Here is a 19,440-nt window from a genome sequence, read left to right as displayed (position 1 = left end):
CCAGATGCCTGCTCTATACGTGATGATCCCCGCTGCATTGCTGATCGTGGCCATCGCCGTCTATATCTTCTTCTGGGCGGTGGACAGCGGTCAGTACGACGACCTCGACGGCCCGGCCCACAGCATCCTGTTCGACGACCAGGACCCGAACCACACCGCCGCCGTCGATGAGGCCAGCGGCCAACCGGCCAAAACGGACGACAAGGCCCCGCCCCATGCTTGAATTGGCGCCTCTGCTGGTGTCTGCGATGATCCTCGGCTTGCTCGGCGGCGGCCATTGCCTGGGCATGTGCGGCGGCTTGATGGGCGCGCTGACCCTGGCGATTCCCAAGGAACAACGCAGCCGGCGCTTCCGCCTGCTGCTGGCCTACAACCTGGGACGGATCCTGAGCTATGCCTGCGCCGGACTGTTGATCGGTCTGGCCGGATGGGCCGTGGCCAACAGCCCGGCGGCGATGTTCCTGCGTATTCTCGCCGGGTTGCTGCTGATTGCCATGGGCCTGTACCTGGCCGGCTGGTGGAGCGGTCTGACCCGTATCGAAAGCCTCGGTCGCGGCCTGTGGCGGCATATCCAGCCAGTCGCCAACCGCTTGCTTCCGGTGTCGAACGTTCCCCGTGCGTTGTTGTTGGGCGCGCTCTGGGGCTGGCTGCCGTGCGGTCTGGTCTACAGCACTTTGCTATGGTCGGCCAGCCAGGGCAACGCACTGGACAGTGCCTTGTTGATGCTCGCGTTCGGGCTCGGCACCTGGCCGGTTTTGCTGGCGACCGGCCTGGCTGCAGAGCGCGTCACCGCAGTGTTGCGCAAGCGCAGTGTGCGGATGGCGGGCGGATTGCTGGTGATGCTGTTCGGCATCTGGACCTTGCCGGGGCCGCATCAGCATTGGTTGATGGGGCACTAGAAGCAAAAGATCGCAGCCTTCGGCAGCTCCTACAGGTGTACGCGATCCATGTAGGAGCTGCCGCAGGCTGCGATCTTTTGATCTTGATGTAAATCAAGATGCCCCACCCCGCCCTCGCATAAAGTGGCTGACACTGCCAGCCTATCCGGGGGGAATGCCCGCATGATGCTCGACGCCATTCGTTGGGACACCGATCTGATCCGCCGTTATGACCTGGCGGGACCACGCTACACCTCGTATCCGACCGCCGTGCAATTCAGCAGCCAGGTCGGCACCTTCGACCTGTTCCATGCCCTGCGCGACAGCCGCAAGGCCCAACGCCCGTTGTCGCTGTACGTGCACGTGCCGTTCTGCGCGAACATTTGCTATTACTGCGCCTGCAACAAGGTGATCACCAAGGATCGCGGGCGGGCGCAGCCGTATTTGCAGCGCCTGGAACAGGAAATCCAGTTGATCGCCTGCCACCTCGACCCTACGCAGAAAGTCGAGCAACTGCACTTCGGTGGCGGCACGCCGACCTTTCTCAGCCACGACGAACTGCGGCAGTTGATGGCGCATTTGCGCAAACACTTCAATTTGCTGGACGACGACTCCGGCGACTACGGCATCGAGATCGACCCGCGCGAGGCCGACTGGTCGACCATGGGCCTGCTGCGCGAACTGGGTTTCAACCGGGTCAGCATCGGCCTGCAAGACCTCGACCCGGCGGTGCAACGCGCAGTCAATCGCCTGCAAAGCCTGGAAGAAACCCGCGCGGTGATCGATGCCGCCCGTACCTTGCAGTTTCGTTCGATCAATATCGACCTGATCTACGGCCTGCCGAGACAGACACCGGAGAATTTCGCCCGCACCGTCGAAGAGGTCATCAACCTGCAACCGGACCGGTTATCGGTGTTCAACTACGCCCACTTGCCGGAACGCTTCATGCCCCAACGGCGCATCAACAGCAATGAACTGCCGACACCCGCGCAGAAACTGGAAATGCTGCAGCGCACCATCGAGCAACTGACCGGCGCCGGCTATCGCTACATCGGCATGGACCACTTCGCCCTGCCCGACGATGAACTGGCGATTGCCCAGGAAGAATCGACCCTGCAACGCAATTTCCAGGGCTACACCACCCACGGTCATTGCGATCTGATCGGCCTCGGCGTGTCGGCGATCAGCCAGATTGGTGACCTGTACTGCCAGAACAGCAGCGACCTGACCGAGTATCAGAACGTCCTTGCCACGTCACAACTGGCCACCAGCCGCGGCCTGCTGTGCAATGCCGATGACCGGCTGCGGCGTGCGGTCATCCAGCAACTGATCTGCAATTTCAGCCTGGAATTTTCCGCGATCGAACAGGCCTTCAACATCGATTTCCAAGGCTACTTCGGCGATCTTTGGCCGCAATTGCAAGACATGGCCAAAGACGGGCTGATCGAACTCGATCGCGACCGGATCACCATCCTGCCCGCCGGGCGACTGTTGGTGCGCTCGGTGTGCATGGTGTTCGACGCGTATCTGGAACAACACAGCCGCCAGCGCTTTTCGCGGGTAATCTAATTCTGCAAGCAAGCGCCTCAGACTGGCCTCGATATCCTATGGTGAGTTACCCTTACGTCTTATGTGTGATTTCCCACAAGGATTGAAGAAATGTCCGAGCCAGTAAAACTGCGCGCTCATAATCAAGCCCATTGCAAGGATTGCAGCCTGGCCCCTCTTTGCCTGCCACTTTCGCTGAATCTGGAAGACATGGATGCGCTGGACGAAATCGTCAAACGCGGCCGGCCGCTGAAAAAAGGCGAGTTTCTCTTTCGCCAGGGCGATACCTTCGATTCTGTCTACGCAGTCCGTTCTGGCGCCCTCAAGACCTTCAGCCTGAGCGACAGTGGTGAAGAACAGCTCACCGGCTTCCACCTGCCCAGCGAACTGGTCGGCCTGTCGGGCATGGACACCGAAAAGCACCCGGTATCGGCACAAGCCCTGGAAACCACCTCGGTGTGTGAAATCCCTTTCGAACGCCTCGACGAACTGGCCCTGCAATTGCCGCAGTTGCGCCGTCAGCTGATGCGGGTGATGAGTCGCGAGATCCGTGACGACCAGCAGATGATGCTGCTGTTGTCGAAAAAGACCGCCGACGAACGCATCGCCACCTTCCTGGTCAACCTCTCGGCACGTTTCCGCGCCCGGGGTTTTTCCGCCAATCAGTTCCGCCTGAGCATGTCGCGCAACGAAATCGGCAACTACCTGGGCCTGGCAGTGGAAACCGTGTCCCGGGTCTTTACCCGTTTCCAGCAAAACGAACTGATTGCGGCAGAAGGCAAGGAAATCCGGATTATCGACCCGATCCAGCTGTGCGCCCTGGCCGGTGGTTCACTGGAAGGCTGAAACAAAACGTTGCGGCTGAGCGAAAGGGTTCAGCCGCCGTTATACTTCGCCCTTTGCAGCCCTGCCAGGACACCACGATGGTCTTCGACTCCTTCGACATCAAATCCCTCATCCGCCCTGTCATCGACTTCCCGAAACCGGGTGTGATCTTTCGCGACATCACCCCGCTGTTCCAGTCGCCCACGGCCCTGCGCCTGGTGATGGACAGCTTCGCCCACCGTTACGTCGAGGCTGACTTCACCCACATCGGCGCGATGGACGCCCGTGGCTTCCTGATCGGTTCGGTACTGGCGTATCAGTTGAACAAGCCGTTGGTGCTGTTCCGCAAGCAAGGCAAGTTGCCAGCTGACGTACTGGCCGAGGGCTATGCGACCGAATACGGCGAAGCCTTCCTGGAAGTGCATGCCGACAGCCTGTGCGAAGGGGATTCGGTGGTGATGTTCGATGACCTGATCGCCACCGGCGGCACCCTGATCGCCGCCGCCAACCTGATCCGCCGAATGGGCGCCCGGGTGCATGAAGCGGCGGCGATCATCGATCTGCCAGAACTGGGTGGCTCGCAGCGTCTGGAAGACATGGGCATTCCGACGTTTTGCCTGACGCAGTTTGCGTTGACTGATAAGTAACAAAGATCAAAAGATCGCAGCCTTCGGCAGCTCCTACATTGGGATGGCTTTGATCCTGTAGGAGCTGCCGAAGGCTGCGATCTTTTGCATTACAGCCCCATCTGCTTGCTGATGATTTCGTTCATCACTTCCCGCGTCCCGCCGCCAATCGACAGGATCCGGTTGTCGCGGTACAGCCGCTCCACCAGACTCTCGCGCATATAACCCAGCCCACCCAAAATCTGCACCGCATCGTTGACGATCCGGTCTGCGGTATCCGTCGCAAAATTCTTGGCCATGGAAATCTCCTTGATCACGCCCTGCCCCGCCGCCATTTTCGCGGCCTGGCGGTAGGTGAATTCCCGGGACACTTCCAGCGCGGTCGCCATCTCGGCCAGGCGATGCTTGATCACCTGAAACTTGCCGATCGGTTTGCCAAAGGCTTCGCGCTGGCGCGCCCACTTCAGGCTCTCTTCCAGCGCCAGTTGTGCGGTCATGTTGGCCATCAACGCCAGGGCCAGGCGTTCGCTCTGGAAATTGCCCATGATGCAGGCAAAGCCCATGTTCTCGGCACCGATCAGGTTTCCTACAGGCACTCGGCAATCATCGAAGAACAACTCAGCGGTGTCTGACGCCCACCAGCCCATTTTCTTCAGCTGCCGTCCTACGGTGAAACCTGGCGTGCCCTTCTCGATCAGCAACAGGCTGATGCCACCGAAACCTGGCTCGCCCGTTCGCACCGCAACCGTATAGAAATCCGCACGCACACCGCTGGTGATAAAAGTCTTGCTGCCACTGACCCGATAGAAATCGCCGTCGCGCACAGCACGGGTTTGCAGGTTGGCGACGTCGGAGCCGCCCCCGGGCTCAGTGATTGCCAGGGCGCTGATCTTCTCTCCCGACAGCACCTGGGGCAGCACACGATCCCGTACATCGGGCCGGGCCCACTTGAGGATGGGCGGCAAGCCGATATCCAGCGACCCCAGGCCGGCAACCAGCCCGCCAGAGCCACAGCGCATCAACTCTTCACTGGCGGCAACCTTGGCGAACAGATCTCCTTCGTGGCTGCCTCCGTAAGCCTCCGGGTAGCCAATGCCGAGAATCCCCGCGGCGCCGGCCTTGAGGTAGAGTTCGCGAGGAAAACTTTCGGCCTCTTCCCACTGCTCGATATCAGGAAGAATCTCGCGCTCGACGAAACGTCTGACGCTGTCGCGGACCAATTGGTGGCTGGGGTCGAAGTATTCCTGAAAGGCAGACATCGGCGAGCTCCACTGAAGGGGTCAGTGAAGTTAACCGAGCGCTTGCTTGGTTTACAAGAGACAGATAGAAGATCAAAAGATCGCAGCCTGCGGCAGCTCCTACAGGGGATCGGTGTCTTTCTGTAGGAGCTGCCGCAGGCTGCGATCTTTTCGGCTTGATGCGATTACAACGAAATCGGCTTACGCCCCGCAAACGAATGCGCCAGCGTCCCGCCATCCACCAGCTCCAGCTCGCCACCCAGCGGTACGCCGTGGGCGATGCGCGAGGCGATCAGGCCTTTACTGCTGAGCAATTGGGCGATGTAGTGCGCCGTGGCTTCACCTTCCACGGTCGGGTTGGTGGCCAGGATGACTTCGGCGAACGTGCCGGCCTCTTCGATCCGCGCCATCAACTGGGGAATGCCGATGGCTTCCGGCCCCAAGCCGTCGAGCGGCGACAGATGGCCCTTGAGCACGAAATAGCGCCCGCGAAAACCGGTCTGCTCCACGGCATAGACGTCCATCGGCCCTTCCACCACGCAGAGCAAGGTGTCGTCGCGACGGGTATCGGCGCATTGCGGGCACAGGTCATCTTCCGTCAGCGTACGGCACAAGCGGCAGTGACCGACCCCTTCCATGGCCTGGCTCAGGGCCAGCGCCAGGCGCGAGCCGCCGCTGCGATCACGCTCGAGCAACTGCAACGCCATGCGCTGGGCGGTTTTCTGACCCACGCCTGGCAAAATTCGCAGGGCGTCGATCAGTTGGCGAATCAAAGGGCTGAAGCTCATGGTGGAAAAGTCCGACAAAACAACGAGACGCGGTTTATACCCGCGCCTCGGTTGAGCGTCAAATTGCAGCGTGAATTACTCAGTCCCGGGAAACCCGGACCACCAGTTTGCCGAAGTTGCGCCCTTCCAGCAGGCCGATGAACGCATCGGGCGCCTGTTCCAGGCCATCGACCACATCTTCGCGGAACTTCACCTTGCCATCGCGTACCCAGGGCGCCATGGCACTGAGGAATTCCGGCTGGCGATCACCATAGTCATCGAACACGATGAAGCCCTGGATGCGCACTCGCTTGGTCAATAGTGTGCGCTGCAACAGTGGCAGGCGATCCGGGCCGCTCGGCGCCTCATGGGCGTTATAGGAAGCGATCAAGCCACACAGCGGAATCCGTGCCTTGGGATTGAGCAACGGCACCACGGCGTCGAATACCTTGCCGCCGACGTTTTCATAATAAATGTCGATGCCCTTGGGACAGGCTTGCGCCAGTTCGTCGGCAAAGTCCGCGCTCTTGTGGTCGATGCAGGCGTCGAAGCCCAGCTCGTCGACCACATAACGGCACTTGTCCGCCCCACCCGCCACACCCACCACGCGCAGCCCCTTGATCTTCGCCACCTGGCCGACCACCGAGCCCACCGCGCCGGACGCCGCTGCAACCACCAGGGTTTCGCCGGCCTTCGGCTGGCCGATGTCCATCAGGCCCATGTACGCGGTCATGCCCGGCATACCCAGTACCCCAAGGGCCATCGAAGGGCTTGGCAGCGCGGGAATAGGAATGATGCTGCGACCGTCATTGATGCTGTGACTTTGCCAACCGGTGGCACCGACCACCAGATCGCCCTCCTGAAACTTCGGATTGAGCGAGCGCTCGACCCGGCTGACAGCGCCCCCGGTCATGACTTCGCCGATTTCCACCGGCGCGGCGTAGGAAGGCGCGTCACTCATACGTCCGCGCATATACGGGTCCAGCGACAGGAAAATGGTCTTGAGCAGCACCTGACCATCGGCCAGGTCCGGCAGCGCCACCCGTTCCATACGGAAGTTTTCCGGCGTTGGCGCGCCCACCGGGCGAGAGGCCAGGACAATACGTTGATTGAGGGTCATGGGGTCGGACATGGCAGCGTCTCCTGTGATCGATGAGGTTCAGTGATATAGGGAGCAGACCTTTGTGGCGGTATGGCGTTCGATGTTTATTCAGGTGAACCGAGGCGACTTCTTCGCGGGCAAGCCCGCTCCCACAAGATTTGCGGCGTTCACAAAACCTGTGGGAGCGGGCTTGCCCGCGATGGCGGCATGTCAGCCACACATATCTGTCAGCCAGAAACAAAAATGCCAGGCGCTATGCCTGGCATTTTTGTAACTCATCTGCCGCCTGAAGGCGAATCAGAATGGCAGCTTCATGCCCGGCGGCAGTTGCATGCCGGCAGTCATGCTGCCCATCTTGTCCTGGCTGTTGGCTTCGATCTTGCGCACGGCATCGTTGACCGCGGAGGCGATGACCGCTTCGAGCATTTCCTTGTCGTCTTCGCTCATGCCTTCGACCAGGCTCGGGTCGATGGTCACGCTCTTGACGTCATGACGACCGGTCATCACCACGGTGACCATATCGCCACCGGCCTTACCGGTGACTTCGGCGTTGGCCAGTTCTTCCTGCATCTTGGCCATTTTTTCCTGCATCTGCTGCGCCTGCTTCATCAGGCCGGCCATGCCACCTTTCATCATGGTAATCACCTCAAAAGTACTTGGATTAAAACAGCGCCCGGCCCATGCGGCCGGGCGCCTTCAGTTATTAGCCCTGAGTGACCAGGGCGTCGACAGGTTCAATAGTATCGTTACGGACCACCGCACCGAACTGCTGCATCATTTGCTGGATGAACGGATCACCGTGGATCGATTCCTCCGCCTCGCGCTGACGGTTGGCGCGGCGGCGCGAAGCCGCTTGTGCCGGGGTTTCCTGCTCGGGCTTGATCAGCTCGATGCTCAGGGTCAGCGTGCGCTGGTGATACTGGTTCAGCGCATCGTTGAGACGGCGCTGTTGCGTGGCGTTGAACAAGGCACTGTGGGCCGGGTCCAGGTGCATCAGCCAATTGTCGCCATCCACCGCGATCAGCGTGCAGTTGGCGGCGATGCTGCCGGTCATGCCGGAGATCGGCAATTTCGGGAACAGTTCCAGCCATTGCAGGGCCAGGCCGGTAGCCGGCATTGCCGCGGGCTCGGGTTCGGGCTCCGGAGCCGGGTCGGCGGCGTGCTCGCTGGCCAGTTCGTCGAGGTAGCTGTAGGCCGAATCCATGTCCGGCTCGATGTAATCCTCGTCCAGCGGCGGTTCGTCATCCAGGTCCATGCCCGGCGTCGCGGCATCGACGGTGGCCACCGAGGGTTCCGGGATCGGCGCGGCGGCCCATTCCGGAGCGTCCGGCACCACACTGTCCGGCGTCGGCAACGGCATCGGCGGCAATTCGGGTTGTTCGCTGGCGGTTTCCAGCACCGGCTCCACCGCCGGTTGCTGAATGGGCGCCGGCTCGACCGGGTCATTCCACGGCAGGTCGACCACCTCTTCGACCACGGCCGCTTCAACCACAGGCGCAGGCGCTGGTTCCGGCGCAGGTTCTGGCACAACGACCGGCACAACCGGTTCCGGTTCCGGTGCAGGCGCTGGGGCTGCCACTGGCGCAGCCGCTACAGGCGCAACGGCCGCAGCGACTACCGGCGCAACAACCGGCGCGGCAGCCACTGAGTTTGCGGAATCAACTGTGGCCTGGCTGATCCCCACTGGCTTTAGCGGTTGCCTCGGGGCATCCGCGGTGTCTGCGGGCCGGAACGCCAGCATCCGCAGCAACACCATTTCAAAACCACCCCGGGGATCCGGCGCCAGCGGCAGGTCGCGGCGACCGATCAGGCCCATCTGGTAGTAGAACTGCACGTCTTCGGCCGGCAACGCCTGGGCCAGCGCCAGCACCCGGTCACGGTCGCCGTGACCGTTGTCGACACCTTCCGGCAGGGCCTGGGCGATGGCAACGCGGTGCAGCACATTGAGAATTTCCGAAAGCACGCCGTTCCAGTCCGGGCCTTGCTCGGCCAGGTGGCGGACGGCTTCGAGCAACGCCTTGGCATCGCCTTCGATCAACGCATGCAGCACGTCGTAGACCTGCCCGTGATCGAGGGTCCCGAGCATCGCACGCACGTCGGCGGCCATGACCTTGCCTTCACCGAAGGCAATCGCCTGGTCGGTCAGGCTCATGGCATCACGCATCGACCCGTCGGCGGCACGGCCCAGCAACCACAGCGCATCGTCTTCGAACGGCACGTTCTCGACGCCCAGTACGTGGGTCAAATGCTCGACCACGCGTTCCGGCGTCATGTTCTTCAGGGAGAACTGCAGGCACCGCGACAGAATCGTTGCAGGAAGTTTCTGCGGGTCAGTGGTCGCCAGGATGAATTTGACGTAGGGGGGCGGCTCTTCAAGGGTTTTGAGCAGGGCGTTGAAGGAATGGCTCGAGAGCATATGCACTTCGTCGATCAGGTAGACCTTGAAGCGCCCACGGCTCGGGGCGTACTGCACGTTGTCGAGCAATTCGCGGGTATCTTCGACCTTGGTGCGGCTCGCGGCGTCGATCTCGATCAGGTCGACAAAGCGGCCTTCGTCGATTTCGCGACACACCGAACACTCGCCACAGGGGGTTGAAGTGATACCTGTCTCGCAGTTAAGGCATTTGGCAATGATCCGCGCGATGGTGGTCTTGCCGACCCCACGGGTACCGGTGAAGAGGTAGGCGTGGTGCAGCCGCTGGCTGTCCAAGGCATTGATCAGAGCCTTGAGCACATGGGTCTGGCCGACCATTTCGCGGAACGAGCGCGGGCGCCATTTACGTGCAAGAACCTGATAACTCATCGAAAACCGTCGCAGCGAAGGAAGCAGAAGCGGCTAATGCTAGCGGAGCAAGGGACAAATTGCATCCGGTGCGCTCGTGTATTGTGGCTAAGCTGCACATCGGGGGCTATTAACGGAGTGTTTATGCGGCTGGCCTTGGGGGCATTGCTGTTGATCAGCCTGGACGGCGTGGCTGCGCAAGCACCGCTGCGCTTCGTGATACCCGACAGCTGGAGCATGCCCATGGTGCAGCTTGAACGGGGCAAACCGACCCAGGGCATCCTGTATGACATGATGCTCAGCCTCGCGACCCAGGTCGGCGTACCGGCCGAATTCCATGTATTGCCGCGCCGGCGCATACAAAGTGCCATGGAGCAAGGCGAGGTCGATGTCCGCTGTTATGTCACGCAATCGTGGCTGCCCGATCAGCCTGATGATTATCTCTGGAGCATCCCGCTCTTCACTCAACCGGACGTATTGATCACCCTGCATGCGCCGCCCGGCGCGGTCAAACCCGCCGACTTGCCGCAACAGTCCATTGGCACCGTGCTGGGCTACAACTACCCGACCCTGCAGCCGCTGTTCGACACCGGCCAACTGCAGCGCGACGACGCACGCAATCAGGAACAAGTGCTGGAAAAGCTCCTGGCCGGCCGCAATCACTATGCCGTCAGCAATCAATGGAGCCTGGACTGGTTCAATCACCGCCTGTTGCCGGAGCAGCAACTGCAGGGCGTGGCAGTGCTGCAGGAAAACCATATCGGTTGCTACGTTCGCAATGACCCGAAGATCCCGGTGCAGAGCATCCTGCGCACCCTGGGGCGGATGAAGATGTCCGGGGAGATCGATGCGATTGTTCGGCTGTATATCGGTGGCGAGCCTGCGGCTGTGGATAAACCGCAAACGACAAAAAACCGCCCCGGACAAGATCCTGGCAGCTAGCGAAAGTCTGATTTCAGAAAGATAACGCGAGAGAACACTCGCGTGGCGTTAAGGTGGTAACCCCACCAGCCACACCCCGGCACACAATGTTCCCGCTGTGGCTGCTTCCTTCCGAATCTGACCAGGTTCACGGGTAATCGTTGCGGGGGGACCGATGGGGTCACCATAACGACGCTCACCTGTCGGCGAGCCGCGCCATTGTACCTATCTGAGACGAAGTTACAACCGTTCGGGGATATTAAAAAATATGAGCTGCTTCAAGGACATGCGCTGGCCTTAAAAGATCGCAGCCTGCGGCAGCTCCTACATGGATCGGCGTACACCTGTAGGAGCTGCCGCAGGCTGCGATCTTTTGATCCTATTGCGCCAACACCTCGTCCGCCCTGCCGCCCTCCTGCTGAATCACCAGGTGAATAAAGTGCAGCTTGGCAATGACCGCTGGCGGCAGGACGAACGGATAGAAATCCGGCTGCCCCATGCTGCGTGACAATTCGTTGAGCATGCCCGCCAGTTCTATCCAGGCATTGACGAACGACAGGAACGCCGCGCCGTCGGGATGCCGCGGATCGTAGAGGGTATCCAGCGGAAACGGCTGATAGTCGAAGTCCATTTCCCGGGCGCTCATGCCAAACCCCAGCGCGGTATCCACTGCGTCCATCATGTGCAGGTAATGCGCCCAGGTTTCGGCCCAGTCTTCCCACGGGTGCATGGTGGCGTAGGCGCTGACGTAGTGCTGCTGCCAGTCGAGCGGTGCGCCCTGCCGATAATGGCGCTCGAGGGCTTCGGCATAGCTGGCGCGCTCATCGCCGAACACTCCGCGAAAAGGCTCAAGCCATTGGCCATTGGCGATCAATCGATCCCAGTAGTAGTGCCCGACTTCGTGACGAAAATGCCCGAGCAGCGTGCGATAGGGTTCGTGCATTTGCACTCGCACCTGTTCGCGGTGGGCATCGTCGGCTTCCTTGATATCCAGGGTGACCAGGCCATTGGCGTGTCCGGTGGTAGGCGGTTTGCCTTCGAGGTCCACGCCGATGAAGTCGAAGGCAAGGCCCGTGTCTTCATCGACGGTTTTGGGAGTCACCTGCAACCCCAGGCTGAGCAGTTGCGCGACCAGACGTCGCTTGGCGGTTTCCACCTTGCGCCAGCGCTCGTGGTTGTCGGTTATCGACAGATCAGGAATGGTGCGATTGAGGCTGCAGGCAATGCACAAGACGTCATGGTCATTGGCCGGCAGCAACCAATTACAGGCCGCCGGGGAGTCGAGGTTGGCACAGCGGCGAAACAGGCCAGCCCCGGGATCGGCATCCAGCAGCCAGGTGTCCGCCTGCACACCCGGTTGCAGCGCAGACAGGCGACTGCGCTCCGGCTGATAACCCAATGCCGCCGAACAGGCCAGGCACTGGCTGTTGCGAAAGAACAGCGACTGCCCGCAACGACAGGACCAGACCTTGCTGTTGCGCGAATTTTCGGCCATGAACGGCGCGGCGATGCGCGAGCTGAGTTGCTCGAAGAACGGGTACATGGCGATCTCTCCCTGAGGCTTGCAGAGACTAGATCATTCCCGAGAGATGATCGTTCCCATGCTTTTTGTGGGAAAAATCAATAGATCGCAGCCTGCGGCAGCTCCTACAGAGAAATGCGTTCTCCTGTAGGAGCTGCCGCAGGCTGCGATCTTGGGTGTCAAACCTGAATACCGTGACCTTTCAAGAACACCACAAACGCCTCTTCATCCAGCACCTTCAGCCCCAGCTCATTGGCCTTGGTCAACTTCGAACCGGCACCCGGCCCTGCCACCACGCAATGGGTCTTGGCCGACACCGAGCCGGCTACCTTGGCGCCGAGGCTTTCGAGTTTGTCCTTGGCGATATCGCGGCTCATCAGCTCCAGCGAGCCGGTCAGCACCCAGGTCTGCCCGGCCAGCGGCAAGCCTTCGACGACTTTCTTCTCGCTCTGCCAATGCATGCCGAAATCGGCAAGTTGCGCCTCAGCAGTGATCGAACGTTGGCGATTTTCTTCGTCCGCAAAGAATTCGCGCACCGAATTGGCCTGTTTCTCCGGCAGCGCCTGGCGCATATCCAGCCAATCCGCGCCAATCACCGCCTGCAACGAACCGAACTTGTCCGCCAGTTTCTGCGCCCCGCCCGGCCCGACCAGGGGGATATGCAGCTTGTCGAGGAAACCGCCCAGGGTGGTGCTCGCCGAAAACTCGGCACCCAACTCGCCCTGATCCTGAATCTGCAGGCCATGCTTGAGCAAATCAGCGATCACCTGCCGGTTATGCGCGTCCTCGAAGAAGCTGTGGATCTCGTGCGCGACTTCCAGGCCAACATCCGGCAAGTACGTCAGTACCTGCGGCAAGGCCTGCTGCACCCGCTCCAGCGAACCCAGGGAGCGCGCCAGGACCTTGGCCGTCTCTTCGCCGACATCGGGAATCCCGAGGGCGTAAATGAACCGCGCCAGGCCCGGCTTCTTGCTGTCTTCGATGGCGCCGAGCAGGTTCTTGCTCGACAGTTCGGCAAAGCCTTCCAGATCGACGATCTGCTCAAAGGTCAGGGCGTACAGATCGGCCGGCGAGCTGACCAGGCCTTCGTCGACCAGTTGCTCGACGCTCTTCTCACCCAGGCCTTCGATGTCCATGGCGCGACGGGAAACGAAGTGAATGATCGCCTGCTTGAGTTGCGCGCCGCAGGCCAGTCGACCGACGCAGCGATACACCGCGCCTTCGCTGACCGTCTCGCGACCCTTGCTGCGCTTGATCAGTTGCGTGCGCTCGACATGGGAGCCGCACACCGGGCACTGCTCGGGAATCTGCACCGGCCGGGCATTTTCCGGACGGCGCTCCACGACCACTTGCACCACTTGCGGAATCACGTCACCGGCGCGGCGGATGATCACCGTGTCGCCGATCATCAGGCCCAGGCGCGCGACTTCGTCCATGTTGTGCAACGTAGCGTTGGCCACCGTGACGCCCGCGACCTTGACCGGTTTCAGACGCGCCACCGGCGTCACCGCCCCGGTTCGGCCGACCTGGAATTCCACATCGAGTAACTCGGTGAGCTCTTCCATCGCCGGGAATTTATGGGCGATGGCCCAGCGCGGCTCACGGGCGCGAAAGCCCAGTTCGCGCTGGGAGGCAATGCTGTTGACCTTGAACACCACGCCGTCGATTTCATACGGCAGCGCGCTGCGACGCTCACCGATGTCGCGGTAGTAATCCAGGCACTCGGCGATACCGTGCGCCAGCTTCAGCTCATGACTGATCGGCATGCCCCAGGCCTGGAGCTGCTGCAAATTGCCGATGTGCGTATCGGCAATGTCCGCCGACACCTGGCCGATGCCGTAGCAGCAGAACTCCAGCGGGCGATTGGCGGTGATCTTCGAATCCAGCTGGCGCAAACTGCCTGCCGCCGCGTTGCGCGGGTTGGCGAAGGTCTTGCCGCCGACTTCCAGTTGCGTGGCGTTGAGCCGCTCGAAACCGGCCTTGGACATGAACACTTCGCCGCGCACTTCCAGGGTCGCCGGCCAGCCAGTACCGTGCAGCTTGAGCGGGATGTTGCGTACGGTGCGCACGTTAACGCTGATGTCTTCGCCGGTGGTGCCGTCGCCACGGGTGGCGCCGCGCACCAGGATGCCATCCTGATACAGCAGGCTGACGGCCAGGCCATCGAGCTTGGGCTCACAACTGTACTCGACGGTTGCGCCGCCACCGAACAGATCGCCGGCCGGCAGATCCAGGCCTTCGCTCACCCGGCGGTCGAACTCACGCATGTCGGTTTCTTCGAAGGCGTTGCCGAGGCTGAGCATCGGCACTTCGTGACGCACCTGGGTAAACGCCGACAGCGCCTCGCTGCCCACTCGCTGGGTTGGCGAGTCGCTGGTGATCAGTTCGGGATTGGCCGCTTCCAGAGCCTTGAGCTCGTTGAACAAGCGGTCGTATTCGGCGTCCGGAATGCTCGGCTCGTCGAGCACGTGGTAACGATAGTTGTGCTGATCCAGCTCAGCGCGCAGCTCTAAAATACGGTTCTTGGCGGCGGTCATGGGTGTTCTCTCATAAAGCAAAAGAGCAGCCGAGGCTGCTCAATCTGTTTTGCCGATTATTCCGCGCACCGCGCGGGAATAACCATTTCAGTCAACGTTTCTGGGTCAGGGCGCGGCGTTCGAATTCCACAATGCGTTGACGATAGTGCTCGATCGTCTGGGCGGTCAGTACGCTGCGCTGGTCGTCCTTCAGTTCGCCGTTGAGCTCCTGGGACAATTTACGTGCCGCAGCCACCATCACGTCGAAGGCTTGCTTCGGATGGCGAGGACCTGGCAGACCCAGGAAGAAGCTCACCGCCGGGGTGCTGAAGTGGTCGATGTCGTCCAGGTCGAAAACGCCAGGCTTGACGGCGTTGGCCATGGAGAACAGCACTTCGCCGTTGCCGGCCATGCTTTCGTGACGATGGAAAATGTCCATCTCGCCGAAACGCAACCCGCTCTCCAGAATGTTCTGCAACAGCGCCGGGCCCTTGAAGCCGGCAGCGTCGCGGCAGATCACGCTGATCACCAGCACTTCTTCGGCTTGCGGCTGATCCTTGTCGTTGACCGCTGGCGCGGACTTGGTGTCGTCCGGGAAATCGTCGTCGCGGCTGCTGAAGCTCGGGCCACCGTCCAGATCCAGGCTGAGGTTCATGTCGCCCTGGGAAGGCTCGCTGTGGCCACGCTTGCCGCGCTTGGAGCCCGACTCGCGAGGCTCGCGGGCCGGCATGCTCACCGAAGGCAGGTCCTGCTCATCCAGTTGCGGCTCTTTATGTGCATCCAGCACGCGCGGCGGGCCCAGCAACTCGGCGCTGCTGTCCTCGTCCGGCAGATTGGACAGATTTCGATCAAGACGGAACTTCAGTTTTCCCTTGCCGCCGCGCATACGGCGCCAGCCATCGAAAAGAATACCGGCAATGACAATAATGCCGATGACGATCAGCCACTCGCGCAGACCGATTTCCATGTAATCCCGTGCCTCTATAAAAAATGCTGAAAAATAAGGGGTTTACAACCTGCAAACCGCTTTAAAACGTGGCGCCAACTCTATGTTCTGACAGGCGTTTTGCCCACGTATACGAAAAATTGACATTAAACTAGCACGACCAAAGGCAACTTTACACCGTCTACCGCCTTGGCTGACGCGAATATGTCGATTGGCCAGCAAGTCGAAGCCAGGAAAAGAGTCCTACACACCGTAAAGCCTCTTTCCTACAACTACGACTCAGGCGTCCACCATCGCCATCGCCTCCTCGACATCCACCGCCACCAGGCGTGAACAACCGGGTTCGTGCATCGTCACCCCCATCAGTTGCTCGGCCATTTCCATGGCGATCTTGTTGTGGGTGATATAGATGAACTGCACTGTCTGTGACATCTCTTTTACCAATCGCGCGTAGCGTCCAACGTTAGCGTCATCCAGTGGCGCGTCAACCTCATCGAGCATGCAGAACGGCGCCGGGTTCAATTTGAAGATCGCAAAAACCAGGGCCAATGCGGTCAGGGCTTTTTCGCCGCCGGAGAGCAAATGGATGGTGCTGTTCTTCTTTCCGGGCGGCTGCGCCATGATTGTTACCCCTGTATCGAGTAAATCTTCGCCCGTCAGTTCCAAATATGCGCGGCCGCCACCGAAAACTTTTGGGAAAAGCGCCTGTAAACCGCCATTGATCTGATCAAAGGTATCCTTGAAACGGTTGCGGGTTTCCTTGTCGATCTTGCGAATCACGTTCTCAAGGGTTTCAAGGGCTTCCACCAGATCGTCGTTCTGGGCATCCAGATAACGTTTACGCTCCGACTGTTGCTGGTACTCATCGATGGCCGCCAGGTTGATCGCGCCCAGACGCTGGATCCTGGCGGCGATGCGCTCGAGCTCTTCCTCGGCATCCTTCTCGCTGGCCTCGGCCGTCAAGGTCGCGAGTACGCCGTGGAGATCGTAGCCGTCTTCCAGCAATTGGTCCTGCAAGGTCTTGCGGCGCACGGTCAGGGCTTGCCATTCCATGCGCTGGGTTTCGAGCTGGCTGCGAATCAACTGCGATTGCTGTTCAGCCTGGCTACGGCGCTTCTCGGCGTCGCGCAATTCGCGGTCGGCGTCTTCAAGGGCGATCTGCGCGGTCTTGAGTTCTTCGTCGACGGTCATGCGCTTGTCGAGCAACTCCTCGAGCTTCAGGCGCAGCTCTTCCAGCGGTGCTTCGCCCTCCTCCAGATTGAGGCTCAGTTGCTCGCGCTTTTCAGTCAGGCGTTCGGACTGCATCTCCAGACGTTCCAGCGCCTGGCGTGTCGAATCATGCTGCGCCTTGAGCGAACCCAGGCGCACCGCCAGCTGGTGGGCGTGATCCTTGTGCTGCCGCGCTTCCTGACGCACACGATCCAGGCGCTCGCGCAGGCTGTCGCGCTGGGCCAGCAGCAACTCACGCTGCTCGGTGTCCTGCGCCATGCTGTCGAGGGCTTCCTGCAATTGCAGGCGCGCCTCACCGATGTTTTCGTGTTCCAGCGCGCGCTGCTCATCGAGTTCGACAAGCTCTTCGTCGAGACGGGTACGGCGCAGGGTCAATTGTTCGGCCTTGGCTTTGCCGGCGGACAATTGCGCCTTCAATTCACCTTGCTGACGCGCTTCGTCCTGCAGCAAACGGCGCAAATGTTCGCGACCGTTTTCCTGCTGACGCTGCTGCGCCCTGAGATTCTGCAGTCGGGTTTCCAGGGTTTCGACAGCGGCTTCGCGCTCTTCACGCTCAAGGCCCAGTTGCTGGATTTCCTGCCCCCGGGCGAGCACGCCGCTTTCCGCCTCACTGGCCCGACGCACCCGCAGAAAATGCCGTCCGACCCAGTAACCGTCACGACTGATCAGGCTCTGCCCGGCAGCCAATTGCCCCCGCAAGGCCAAGGCCTGTTCCAGACTGTCGACCGGCTTGACCTGCCCCAGCCATGGCGACAGATCGAGTTGCGCCTCGACTTTGTCCAGCAAGCTGCCCGGCATCCGGACGCCATCGCTGGCCGGGCTGAGCAAACGCAGATCGCCCTGGGCAAAGCCCGACAGATCGAAATCGTTGAAATCATCCACCAGCACCGCTTGCAGGTCGGCGCCGAGCACGGTTTCCACCGCCAGCTCCCAACCGGCCTCAACCTTCAGGCCTTCGGCCAGGCGTGGGCGATTCGCAAGATTCTGCTCGCGCAGCCATTCGGCGGTGCCGGTGCCCGGATCGAGCGCGGCTTGCTGCAAGGCTTCGAGGGAGGCCAGCCGACCGTTGAGGCGCTGTAAATCGCCTTGTGCCTGCTGCTGCGCGGTCAGCGCCTGCTGCAACTCCTGACGTAACTGCTCGAGCTTTTCGACCTGGGCTTCTTCGCTGGTCTGCAAATCCTCAAGGGTCGCTTCGGATTCGGCGAGCTGCTCGCTGAGCGCCATGATCGCCGCGTCTTCCGGGTCCGCCGAGAGCAAGGCGCGCTCTTCGCCTAAACGCTTCTGGCGGTCGGCCAGGCGCTCGAGGCTGGTTTCCAGCTGCTGGATCCGCGACTGCTGCACTTCGGCCTGACGGCGCGGCTCGGCGGCGGTGAGGTTGAACGTATCCCACTGCTCCTGCCAGCCGTGCATGGTGGTTTCGGACTCTTCCAGCGCGGCGGCGGCCTCTTCGGCGGCGGCGCTGGTGACTTCCTGCTCCGGGGTGAGCATGTCCAGCTCTTCGCCGAGGGTCAGCAGCAACGTGCGGTCGTGGCCCAGGTGCGATTCGGTTTCCAGGCGCGCGCGCTCGGCCTCTTTCAGGTCATCCTGCAACTGGCGCAAACGCTGCTGACCGTGCTGGATGCTCTGCTCGACCCGGGCGATGTCGCCGCCGACCGAGTAGAAGCGCCCCTGCACCAGGTTGAAGCGCTCCGAGAGGTCGTGGTGCCCGTCACGCAGGCGCTCGATGCTTGCGTCGGCATTGCGCTGTTCGGCCACCAGGGCTTCGAAAGAAACTTCCTGGTTGCCGATGATCGCTTCACGCTGGCCGACCTGATCATTCAGCGCCTGCCAGCGCAGGGCCGACAGCTGGGCCTTGAGCTGACGCTCCTCACCCTTGAATTCCTGATACTTCTTGGCGGCCTCGGCCTGGCGGTGCAAGCGTTCGAGCTGCCGCTCAAGCTCTTCGCGCAGGTCGGTCAGGCGCTCGAGGTTTTCGTGGGTGCGGCGGATGCGGTTTTCCGTCTCGCGCCGGCGTTCCTTGTACTTGGAGATGCCCGCGGCTTCTTCGATGAAGTTGCGCAGGTCTTCGGGCTTGGACTCGATCAGCTTGGAGATCATCCCCTGCTCGATGATCGAGTAGCTGCGCGGGCCAAGCCCGGTGCCGAGGAAGATGTCGGTGATGTCGCGGCGCCGGCATTTGGTGCCGTTGAGGTAATAAGTGGTCTGGCTGTCGCGGGTCACTTTGCGGCGAATGGAGATTTCCGCGTAGGCGGCGTACTCCCCGAGCAAGGTGCCGTCGGAGTTGTCGAACACCAGTTCGATGCTCGCCTGGCTCACCGGCTTGCGGCTGGTGGAGCCGTTGAAGATGACGTCGGTCATCGACTCGCCGCGCAGGTTCTTCGCCGAACTCTCGCCCATCACCCAGCGTACGGCGTCGATGATGTTCGACTTGCCGCAGCCATTGGGCCCGACCACCGCCGCCATGTTACTGGGGAAGTTCACCGTGGTCGGGTCGACGAAGGACTTGAACCCCGCCAGCTTGATGCACTTGAGCCGCACC

At 61.2% G+C, this 19,440-nt stretch carries 15 protein-coding genes and 1 other RNA gene; 6 read left to right on the top strand and 10 right to left on the bottom strand.

Annotation, left to right across the window (positions count from 1 at the left end; translation table 11 throughout):
* The first annotated feature begins 4 nt into the window (after window positions 1-4).
* The 5 genes from ccoS to ACMDB8_RS08470 all read left to right on the top strand — a co-directional run bounded on the left by ccoS (window position 5) and on the right by ACMDB8_RS08470 (window position 3,898).
* Entirely contained in the window at window positions 5-223 is a 219-nt protein-coding gene (ccoS, locus tag ACMDB8_RS08490; RefSeq protein ID WP_056721958.1) for a cbb3-type cytochrome oxidase assembly protein CcoS, read from the top strand.
* Entirely contained in the window at window positions 216-899 is a 684-nt protein-coding gene (locus tag ACMDB8_RS08485) for a sulfite exporter TauE/SafE family protein (RefSeq protein ID WP_409078449.1), read from the top strand. Before ccoS ends, ACMDB8_RS08485 begins: the two co-directional genes overlap by 8 nt.
* A gap of 165 nt (window positions 900-1,064) precedes the next feature.
* The gene (gene hemN, locus ACMDB8_RS08480; protein WP_223542401.1) at window positions 1,065-2,447 is read left to right on the top strand and encodes an oxygen-independent coproporphyrinogen III oxidase; all 1,383 of its coding nucleotides are present in this window, start codon (window positions 1,065-1,067) and stop codon (window positions 2,445-2,447) included.
* 90 nt (window positions 2,448-2,537) lie between these two features.
* Window positions 2,538-3,272 (top strand): fumarate/nitrate reduction transcriptional regulator Fnr, encoded by a 735-nt coding sequence (fnr, locus tag ACMDB8_RS08475; protein WP_056721956.1) that lies wholly within the window; start codon window positions 2,538-2,540, stop codon window positions 3,270-3,272.
* A 77-nt stretch (window positions 3,273-3,349) separates the two neighbouring features.
* Window positions 3,350-3,898, top strand: coding sequence for an adenine phosphoribosyltransferase (locus tag ACMDB8_RS08470; protein ID WP_027921719.1), 549 nt, complete (start codon window positions 3,350-3,352; stop codon window positions 3,896-3,898).
* A gap of 89 nt (window positions 3,899-3,987) precedes the next feature.
* Here ACMDB8_RS08470 and ACMDB8_RS08465 read toward each other — a convergent pair whose 3' ends face one another.
* From ACMDB8_RS08465 to dnaX, 5 genes are all read right to left on the bottom strand, one after another.
* The gene (locus tag ACMDB8_RS08465) at window positions 3,988-5,136 is read right to left on the bottom strand and encodes an acyl-CoA dehydrogenase family protein (protein ID WP_056721954.1); all 1,149 of its coding nucleotides are present in this window, start codon (window positions 5,134-5,136) and stop codon (window positions 3,988-3,990) included.
* Window positions 5,137-5,300: 164 nt separating this feature from the next.
* Window positions 5,301-5,903, bottom strand: coding sequence for a recombination mediator RecR (gene recR / locus ACMDB8_RS08460; RefSeq protein ID WP_008050204.1), 603 nt, complete (start codon window positions 5,901-5,903; stop codon window positions 5,301-5,303).
* A 79-nt stretch (window positions 5,904-5,982) separates the two neighbouring features.
* Window positions 5,983-7,014, bottom strand: a complete 1,032-nt coding sequence (locus tag ACMDB8_RS08455; RefSeq protein WP_223542342.1) for an NADP-dependent oxidoreductase — start codon at window positions 7,012-7,014, stop codon at window positions 5,983-5,985.
* A gap of 267 nt (window positions 7,015-7,281) precedes the next feature.
* Entirely contained in the window at window positions 7,282-7,620 is a 339-nt protein-coding gene (locus ACMDB8_RS08450) for a YbaB/EbfC family nucleoid-associated protein (protein WP_007971455.1), read from the bottom strand.
* Between the two features lie 67 nt (window positions 7,621-7,687).
* Window positions 7,688-9,787, bottom strand: coding sequence for a DNA polymerase III subunit gamma/tau (gene dnaX, locus ACMDB8_RS08445; RefSeq protein ID WP_409078450.1), 2,100 nt, complete (start codon window positions 9,785-9,787; stop codon window positions 7,688-7,690).
* A gap of 123 nt (window positions 9,788-9,910) precedes the next feature.
* Between dnaX and ACMDB8_RS08440 the strand changes: the two genes are divergently transcribed.
* Complete coding sequence (locus ACMDB8_RS08440) at window positions 9,911-10,708, top strand: substrate-binding periplasmic protein (RefSeq protein WP_056721948.1); 798 nt, start codon at window positions 9,911-9,913, stop codon at window positions 10,706-10,708.
* Between the two features lie 60 nt (window positions 10,709-10,768).
* Here the strand turns inward: ACMDB8_RS08440 and ffs are convergent.
* From ffs to smc, 5 genes are all read right to left on the bottom strand, one after another.
* An RNA gene (gene ffs, locus ACMDB8_RS08435) (signal recognition particle sRNA small type) lies at window positions 10,769-10,865 on the bottom strand.
* A gap of 201 nt (window positions 10,866-11,066) precedes the next feature.
* The gene (locus tag ACMDB8_RS08430) at window positions 11,067-12,230 is read right to left on the bottom strand and encodes a zinc-binding metallopeptidase family protein (RefSeq protein ID WP_223542340.1); all 1,164 of its coding nucleotides are present in this window, start codon (window positions 12,228-12,230) and stop codon (window positions 11,067-11,069) included.
* A gap of 158 nt (window positions 12,231-12,388) precedes the next feature.
* Entirely contained in the window at window positions 12,389-14,746 is a 2,358-nt protein-coding gene (ligA, locus tag ACMDB8_RS08425) for an NAD-dependent DNA ligase LigA (protein WP_223542339.1), read from the bottom strand.
* A 91-nt stretch (window positions 14,747-14,837) separates the two neighbouring features.
* Window positions 14,838-15,692 carry a cell division protein ZipA gene (gene zipA / locus ACMDB8_RS08420; protein WP_056721941.1) on the bottom strand — a complete coding sequence of 285 codons (855 nt, stop codon included), beginning with the start codon at window positions 15,690-15,692 and terminating at the stop codon, window positions 14,838-14,840.
* 258 nt (window positions 15,693-15,950) lie between these two features.
* Window positions 15,951-19,439, bottom strand: a complete 3,489-nt coding sequence (smc, locus tag ACMDB8_RS08415) for a chromosome segregation protein SMC (RefSeq protein WP_056721939.1) — start codon at window positions 19,437-19,439, stop codon at window positions 15,951-15,953.
* Between the last annotated feature and the right edge of the window lies 1 nt (window position 19,440).

Source organism: Pseudomonas monachiensis, from assembly GCF_047345015.1.
GTDB classification, from domain to species: Bacteria; Pseudomonadota; Gammaproteobacteria; order Pseudomonadales; family Pseudomonadaceae; genus Aquipseudomonas; species Aquipseudomonas monachiensis.
Note: the sequence above shows the minus strand (reverse complement) of the source record. Positions and strands in the feature narration are given on the sequence as shown.

Excerpts from the sequence above, each read along its gene's own strand:
- ccoS (WP_056721958.1), top strand. The coding sequence starts at position 5 with ATGCCTGCTCTATACGTGATGATCCCCGCTGCATTGCTGATCGTGGCC.
- ACMDB8_RS08485 (WP_409078449.1), top strand. The coding sequence starts at position 216 with ATGCTTGAATTGGCGCCTCTGCTGGTGTCTGCGATGATCCTCGGCTTG.
- hemN (WP_223542401.1), top strand. The coding sequence starts at position 1,065 with ATGCTCGACGCCATTCGTTGGGACACCGATCTGATCCGCCGTTATGAC.
- fnr (WP_056721956.1), top strand. The coding sequence starts at position 2,538 with ATGTCCGAGCCAGTAAAACTGCGCGCTCATAATCAAGCCCATTGCAAG.
- ACMDB8_RS08470 (WP_027921719.1), top strand. The coding sequence starts at position 3,350 with ATGGTCTTCGACTCCTTCGACATCAAATCCCTCATCCGCCCTGTCATC.
- ACMDB8_RS08465 (WP_056721954.1), bottom strand. The coding sequence starts at position 5,136 with ATGTCTGCCTTTCAGGAATACTTCGACCCCAGCCACCAATTGGTCCGC.
- recR (WP_008050204.1), bottom strand. The coding sequence starts at position 5,903 with ATGAGCTTCAGCCCTTTGATTCGCCAACTGATCGACGCCCTGCGAATT.
- ACMDB8_RS08455 (WP_223542342.1), bottom strand. The coding sequence starts at position 7,014 with ATGTCCGACCCCATGACCCTCAATCAACGTATTGTCCTGGCCTCTCGC.
- ACMDB8_RS08450 (WP_007971455.1), bottom strand. The coding sequence starts at position 7,620 with ATGATGAAAGGTGGCATGGCCGGCCTGATGAAGCAGGCGCAGCAGATG.
- dnaX (WP_409078450.1), bottom strand. The coding sequence starts at position 9,787 with ATGAGTTATCAGGTTCTTGCACGTAAATGGCGCCCGCGCTCGTTCCGC.
- ACMDB8_RS08440 (WP_056721948.1), top strand. The coding sequence starts at position 9,911 with ATGCGGCTGGCCTTGGGGGCATTGCTGTTGATCAGCCTGGACGGCGTG.
- ACMDB8_RS08430 (WP_223542340.1), bottom strand. The coding sequence starts at position 12,230 with ATGTACCCGTTCTTCGAGCAACTCAGCTCGCGCATCGCCGCGCCGTTC.
- ligA (WP_223542339.1), bottom strand. The coding sequence starts at position 14,746 with ATGACCGCCGCCAAGAACCGTATTTTAGAGCTGCGCGCTGAGCTGGAT.
- zipA (WP_056721941.1), bottom strand. The coding sequence starts at position 15,692 with ATGGAAATCGGTCTGCGCGAGTGGCTGATCGTCATCGGCATTATTGTC.